A 6,918-nucleotide genomic window follows, 5' to 3' on the forward strand; every position below is an offset into this window, starting at 1 on the left:
AGACTTAGGATCTGGTGCCGCAAGGTGTGAAGGTTCGAGTCCTTTTACCCGCACAAAAAAGCCTCTTCAAACGAAGAGGCTTTTTTTATGGAATTATTTTTTTGGAATAGTATCAAAAGTTAGAGACTAGGCAAAAGCGAATAAAAAAAAGCCTACACATCATGTACAGGCTTCTTGTCTTTTAGGAAGAATACTATTTTGATGATACTTTGACTAATGTATAAGCACTTTCTTTATTTAGTACCTTTTTAGTTTTAGAATCAATAACTTGTATAGTAACTAAAGTATTCGGATTAGTACAATTTGCCATAAATGAATAACCTTTAGTTGTTTTAAACTTTTTATTGTAAAGATTTTTATTTATTTCAAAATAAAAATTTCCCTCATCACTATTTGAGGTTAGTTTTACTTCTACATTTTTGGTATCACCTAATAAATAAACACTAAGTTCTACTTCATCGTTTTTAAGCTCCACGTCTTTATTATCATTAGAACACGATAGTAAAGAGATGAAACAACATATTAAGAAAATATATCTCATAAATTTTAATTTTATTAAATTAATAGAGATCAAAATTAATAGGTTACCAAAGTTTTAAAGTAAAATAAATCAAACTGTAATTATGTTTTGTGTGAATAAATCAAATATTGAACTGTTTGTTTTTTAATTAAGTATTAAAATCTAATTTGTTGATGTTTATTTTTAGACTTATTGAGCTCTTCAAATTTCTTAAATATTGAACAGCGTTTAATCTTTTAAACATTTCTTATAGTATGACATATTCTCTAGATAGATTCTATGCAAACTCACACTATATCTGAGTGTATTCTGATTTGTTGAGTTTCCTAGTATAGGATTTCTGGTGTTGTTTTACTTATTTTGATTTTGAAAGCAAGTAGAATAACTGATTCTCTCTGCGAGTTGTTTATTTTTAAAAGTCTCTGTATAAGAGTTTTAAAAATAAATGATTTTTTTATTATTTAAGATTTGTTTTTAAGCAAAAAAATCTATTATATTTGCCACGTCTTAAAGGAACAGGATGTTCCACTGATTCGCGGGTATGGTGAAATTGGTAGACACGCCAGACTTAGGATCTGGTGCCGCAAGGTGTGAAGGTTCGAGTCCTTTTACCCGCACAGAAAAGCCTCTTCAAACGAAGAGGCTTTTTTATTGGTGTAAAGTTATAGCTTAATTAACTTTTTTGTAGCAATACAATAATCAAACACTATATAGGTAGTGTGAGAGTTTGCACCATTATTTTGTATAGACCTACTCATATTCGTTTTAGCTTTTAAAAAATATGTTTCTTGATATTATCATTGATTAGAAATTATGTATCATCTTTTTTTGTAAATTTCATTCTTTAAATATTGAATTTAGACGAATGGTGTGACTTTTGTGTGAAGTAGAGTCTAAATTATAATGTCTAAGGATTAATCAAGGAAAAGGAATGGAATTAAAAAATTTGCTGGCAACTGTATTAGAGTTTGAATTATATACGAGTAAGTCTATCAGTATTACGATAGGTACCTTATTATTCATCGCATTCACGCTTATGATTACTAATGTAGGGGTGAGGCTGTTGAAAAAAGCATTTATACGTATGGCTACTCCTGATGTAGCGGCTAGGCTAGGGAGTGTTTTTAATTTCATTAATTACTTTATTTACCTGATTATGATTTTCTTTATCCTGAATGTAGTAGGGATAAATATCAGTATGTTTTTGACTACTTCAGCCGCTCTATTTGTTGGTTTGGGATTTGCACTACAAGATATCTTTAGAGATTTGATAGCAGGTATTTATATTTTGTTTGACAAGACACTGAACGTTGGTGATGTGGTAGAGATAAGAGGTGAGGTGGCTCGTGTGAAGGTCATTAACCTTAGATGTACTATCGCTGAGACACGTAATAGAAAAGATATTGTGATTCCGAATAGAAAACTGATAGATGATATTATGAATAACTGGACGCATGAGGATCCTGTGATACGTGCTAGGATTAATGTAGGTGCGTTTATAGGGACGGATGTAGAGTTAGTCAAATCGGTGCTATTATCATGTGTAGAGGATAATGATGAGGTGCTAAAAACACCTAAACCTATAGTTTTTATAGATGAGTTCGGAGAATCTTCTATCCGTTTTATCTTGTATTATTTTATAGATAACGCTTTCGATAACGATCGCATCGGTAGTGAGATCCGCTTTGAGATTGATAAGAAATTTAAGGCAAATAATATAGAACTACCTGTACCTGTACTCAAGTTAAAACAAGGTGCTGAGTCTGTGTAAAAGTTATAGCTTCTAGAAGTATTCAATATCAATAAAAGGATTAATTTTGCTTTTTTCTAAAGAGAGATGGCTTCTAATAAAACTAATTCAAATCCTATGTCTGCTGTGGGGGCTAGACCAAAGAGAAAACCTCCAACAAAACGAAAACCTTCTAGAAAGAAGAAAACTAAATCATCTACATGGACTACTGTGAAGTGGGTGGTCATCATCGTGGTATTAGTGGGAATAGGTATTTGGTTTGGGCTACATTTTAGAGAGGGAATACGCTATTTCTTTAGCTCTGATGACAAGTCAGAAGGCAAGTCTATCTATGATGTGCGTACTGTAGAGGTGTTGAATAGACATGATAGTATGCTAGTCGGTTTCGATGTGTCCCATTATCAAGGGGTGATCGATTGGAAGGTAGTGGATTCTGTAGCTGGTAAAGCTTCTCTTGACTTTGTGTTTATTAGAGCGACTATGGGGAAAGATGGCAAGGACAAAGCTTTTCATCTAAACTGGAAAGGCGCTAGAGCAAATCACTTTATTAGAGGGGCATATCACTATTATCGCCCTGATGAAAATTCGACAGAACAAGCAGAAAACTTTATCAAGCTAGTGAAAATATCTGAGGGAGACTTTCCTCCTGTACTAGATATAGAAGATATGCCTAAAGAGCAGTCTATGGAGAACCTTAGAAAAGGGCTGCAGAACTGGATCAAGCTAGTGGAAGCGCATTATAAAGTAAAACCGATCTTGTACTCAGGAGAGAATTACTATACACATCACCTTAAAGCTTGGTTTCCTGATCATGTACTATGGATCGCTAATTACAACTTCTTTGTTGAAGAAATAAAGCCTGACTGGCATTTCTGGCAATTTACAGAGAAAGGAGTTATCAATGGAATAGATGGTAAGGTGGACTTAAATATCTATAATGGAAATAAGGCAGATATACGAGAATTACTCGTGCCTTAAAGTTCTTTTAATTCCAAATCCGCATTAGCCAAATACTGCAAAGCAATTCTACTTCATAGCTCCTTTATTAGTTCTAAAACCATACTAATGTATGCTTGTGTCACTAATTCAGACCTATTTTGTATAATAACTTTTCGTTTATATGTCTATCGCGTATTTTGGGTTTAATCTTCTAGATTAGGTACACAGTGTCCCACTTTCTGCTACCATATACACTCATTATTGTCATAATAGGGCGTTATAAGCAATATCGAAATGAACATAAATAAGGTTATTTACTTTTGTGCTGTATCTGATTTAGACTGGATACACCGTAAGTAATGACTTATAGTATGTTCTTTGACATTGTGTATAATCCTAGAATCAGCGTTAGTTAAACCCAGATTAAGCATTAGTCAAATACGATAAAGCTATTCTACTTCATATCTCTTTCATTAGCTCTAAAACCATACTATAGTATGCTTTTATTAGTAATTCAGACCTATTTTGTATACTTGCTTTTCGTTTATATGTCTATCGCTTATTCCAGGATAATAAGGAAAAAATAAGGATGGGATGTTATTTTCTAACATCAAGGGCATCTCTTAAGGCATTGCCTATCAGCATAAAACTTATCACTAGTACAAACATAGCAAAGCCTGGTAATAAGGCTAAATAAGGTTTGCCTAATAAGATATAGTTATAGTTTTCTTTAATCATGGCACCCCAACTAGGTGTAGGTACTTGTGTTCCTAAACCTAAGAAACTTAGTCCACTCTCTACTAAAATGGCAGAAGCAAAGTTAGCAGCCGAAATTACGATGACTGGAGCCATACAGTTTGGCAAGATATGTTTAGTAATGATTCTGTAGTTAGAATAGCCTAAAGCATGGGCAGCAGTTACGTATTGTTGTTCTTTTACACTGATTACTTGTCCTCTGACTACACGAGCTACTTCTACCCACATCGTTAGTCCAACAGCGATGAATACTTGCCAAAAACCTTTGCCTAAGGCTAAAGTAATAGCAATCACTAGCAGTAGGGTAGGTATAGACCAAAACACATTAATCAACCAAAGAATAAAGGCATCTATCTTTCCGCCAAAGTAACCGGCTATAGCGCCTAATGTGATACCTATCACTAAAGATATTAGCACAGCTACAAAGCCTATAGATAAAGATACTCGAGCACCAATAACTAGTCTACTTAGGTAGTCTCTTCCTTGGTTATCTGTACCTAACCAATATTTCTTTTGTTTGATAATCTCGGATTCTTTAGCATTGTTTAAAGAACTCAACGCTATGCTTTTAGTTTCTTCTAGTTGTGGTTGGTTACTATATCCTTTATAGAATAGGGTATCGTTAGTAATGTGATATTCACTAATAGGGATAAATCTAGTAGCTTCTTCTCTTCCAAACCAAAGCTCGCTCCAAGTGCGATCTGTGTCTGTAGGAATAGTGATAGTAGATATTGTAAAACCAGGGCTCTGAGAACGTAGGGCAAGGTCTCCTGCGTTAGCGTTCTTAGAGTTGTCAGGGATAATGAAGTAAGCAAAGGCTGCTACGATAGCAATGCTTACAATAATCCAAAAACACAAAACGCCCCAAAAATCTTGTTTGAATTTTTGGAGCGCAATCTGTGTATATGATTTGCTAGTGTGAGACATTCTATAATTTAGAACTTACGTTGTTTTTATCACCACTTACTTTATATATTTTCTTTGTGTCTAAGTCTTTTAAGATCTTTACACCTTCTTCGATATAGACATCACCATTTAGCATTTCGTGCCATCTATCTCTTTTGCTTTCAAGTATTGTATCGTTCTTGATTCTAGCCAATTCACTAGGTAAAGAAGTAAATTTCAATTCGTTTTTATACTTAGAAATAGCTTTGAATTTTTTCGCTTTTTCTTCTACTTCTTTTTGTTTTGCACGATATTTCTCAAGGCTTAATGGAACTTCTTTTTCATCTTTTCTTTCATTGATCCATTGTGCGTTCTCGTCAATCAATTTGAATTGCTCATTTAGTGCAATACGCTCTTTACTTGACTTGATAACAGTAGAGAAATCATTGTTATACGGAGTATAAGTAGCTCTTTCTATCTTGTCCCATGGCATTGCGTTATCCATATCTCTTTCTCCCATGTCGATATAAGAATATCTGTCTGGCAATACGATATCACTCAGTACTCCTTCGCGTTGAGTAGAACCACCATTGATACGGTAGAACTTCTGTAGTGTTACTTTTAAAGCACCTAAATCGCCATAAGGTTGTTTTCTTAATAGGTCATTAAGTGTTATTAAGTTTTGTACAGTTCCTTTACCATACGTGTGTTTACTACCGATGATAACTCCACGCTTATAATCTTGGATAGCTGCTGCAAAGATTTCAGAAGCAGAAGCAGAGAAGTTATTCACTAATACAACTAATGGACCTTCCCATACGATAGGGGTATCTTTATCATCTAGTACTTTTTGTTTTCCTCTAGAAGATTTCACCTGTACTACAGGACCTTCTTTAGAGAATAACCCAACCATTTTGATAACTGTCTCTAATGAACCTCCACCATTGTTTCTAAGGTCCATAATGATACCGTCTATGTTCTGTTGTTTTAGTTCTTTAATTTCTTTTTCAACGTCTGTAAATGCGTTACGACTGTCTTTGTTCTCAAAGTCAATGTAGAATTTAGGTAAATGAATAACCCCATATTTCTTATCACCATCTTGGATAACACTTGACTTAGCGTAAGTTTCTTCCATTTCGATAACTTCACGCATTACAGGGATAACCTTAATCGTTCCGTCTATTTTCTTAATCGTTAAGAATACTGTAGTGTTCTTTTTCCCTTTGATCAGTTTTACAACGTTGTCTAGACGCATACCTACGATGTCGATAGGCTCTTCATCTTTAGTCTGACCAACTTTAAGGATAATATCTCCAGTTTCGATTTCTTTACCTCTCCAAGCAGGTCCACCTGGTACAAGTTCATTAATCTCTACACCTTCTGATTTTTTGCGTAAAACAGCACCAATCCCTTCGAAGCTACCACTCATGCTAGCATCGAACTTCTCCTTGTCTTCAGGAGCAAAATAGAAAGTATGCGGGTCAAAACGCTCTACAATAGAATTTAAGTAGATAGCAAACCAGTCTTTTCTTTCAAGGTCTTTAATGAATTCGAAAACTTCATCATACGATTTTAAAGCACTTTCACGAGCCTCTTTTTCAAGCTGTTCAAAAGATTTCTTTTCAACAGGCTTTTTGTCTTTTGCTTTTTTATCTGTTTTCTTTTCTTCTTTAATGATAGGCTCTCCGAACTCGTCAAACTCTTCTTCTTCCTCTACTTTACCTTCTTGTATTTTAAGGTTGTCAGTAATGGTAGATAAGACATTAAGTTTTAGTAGTTTTTTCCAACGCTCTTTTAATTCTTCCGCATCTTTAGCGTAGCCGATATTGTCATAGTCAGCATTCAATACATCGTCTGATTCGAATTCGAATGGTTGTTCAAGAACTTCTGTATAAATACCTTTAGCTTCATTCATACGTTGAGTAATACGCTCATAAGTCAGGTCAAAGAAAGAAAGTTCCTTTAACTGAATCATGTCGTCTATTAGGTACTCATATTTAGAAAACTCATCAATATCCGATTGTAAGAAATATCTCTTCATTGGATCCAATGCTTTTAGATATTCTTT

At 34.3% G+C, this 6,918-nt stretch carries 5 protein-coding genes and 1 tRNA gene; 3 read left to right on the forward strand and 3 right to left on the reverse strand.

Features of this window, described 5'->3' with window-relative positions:
- Positions 1 to 193: 193 nt before the first annotated feature.
- Positions 194 to 541, reverse strand: coding sequence for a hypothetical protein (locus tag RT228_RS16170; protein ID WP_006262689.1), 348 nt, complete (start codon positions 539 to 541; stop codon positions 194 to 196).
- Positions 542 to 1,055: 514 nt separating this feature from the next.
- On the opposite strand from RT228_RS16170, the gene RT228_RS16175 reads away from it, so the two are divergent.
- From RT228_RS16175 to RT228_RS16185, 3 genes are all read left to right on the forward strand, one after another.
- A tRNA-Leu gene (locus tag RT228_RS16175) sits at positions 1,056 to 1,137 on the forward strand.
- A gap of 314 nt (positions 1,138 to 1,451) precedes the next feature.
- Positions 1,452 to 2,291 carry a mechanosensitive ion channel family protein gene (locus RT228_RS16180; protein WP_006257539.1) on the forward strand — a complete coding sequence of 280 codons (840 nt, stop codon included), beginning with the start codon at positions 1,452 to 1,454 and terminating at the stop codon, positions 2,289 to 2,291.
- A 66-nt stretch (positions 2,292 to 2,357) separates the two neighbouring features.
- Complete coding sequence (locus tag RT228_RS16185; protein WP_313138810.1) at positions 2,358 to 3,248, forward strand: GH25 family lysozyme; 891 nt, start codon at positions 2,358 to 2,360, stop codon at positions 3,246 to 3,248.
- A gap of 558 nt (positions 3,249 to 3,806) precedes the next feature.
- On the opposite strand, the gene RT228_RS16190 is transcribed toward RT228_RS16185, so the two are convergent.
- Both RT228_RS16190 and RT228_RS16195 read right to left on the reverse strand, forming a co-directional pair.
- Entirely contained in the window at positions 3,807 to 4,892 is a 1,086-nt protein-coding gene (locus tag RT228_RS16190) for an ABC transporter permease (RefSeq protein ID WP_313138812.1), read from the reverse strand.
- A 1-nt stretch (position 4,893) separates the two neighbouring features.
- A partial coding sequence (locus RT228_RS16195; RefSeq protein ID WP_313138814.1) for a carboxy terminal-processing peptidase occupies positions 4,894 to 6,918 on the reverse strand: 2,025 nt, incomplete at its 5' end.

This window comes from Myroides sp. (genome assembly GCF_032073645.1).
In the GTDB taxonomy this organism is placed as follows: Bacteria; Bacteroidota; Bacteroidia; order Flavobacteriales; family Flavobacteriaceae; genus Flavobacterium; species Flavobacterium odoratimimum.

Coding starts and splice junctions, on each gene's coding strand:
- RT228_RS16190 (WP_313138812.1), bottom strand. CDS start 4,892: ATGTCTCACACTAGCAAATCATATACACAGATTGCGCTCCAAAAATTC.
- RT228_RS16170 (WP_006262689.1), bottom strand. CDS start 541: ATGAGATATATTTTCTTAATATGTTGTTTCATCTCTTTACTATCGTGT.
- RT228_RS16180 (WP_006257539.1), top strand. CDS start 1,452: ATGGAATTAAAAAATTTGCTGGCAACTGTATTAGAGTTTGAATTATAT.
- RT228_RS16185 (WP_313138810.1), top strand. CDS start 2,358: ATGGCTTCTAATAAAACTAATTCAAATCCTATGTCTGCTGTGGGGGCT.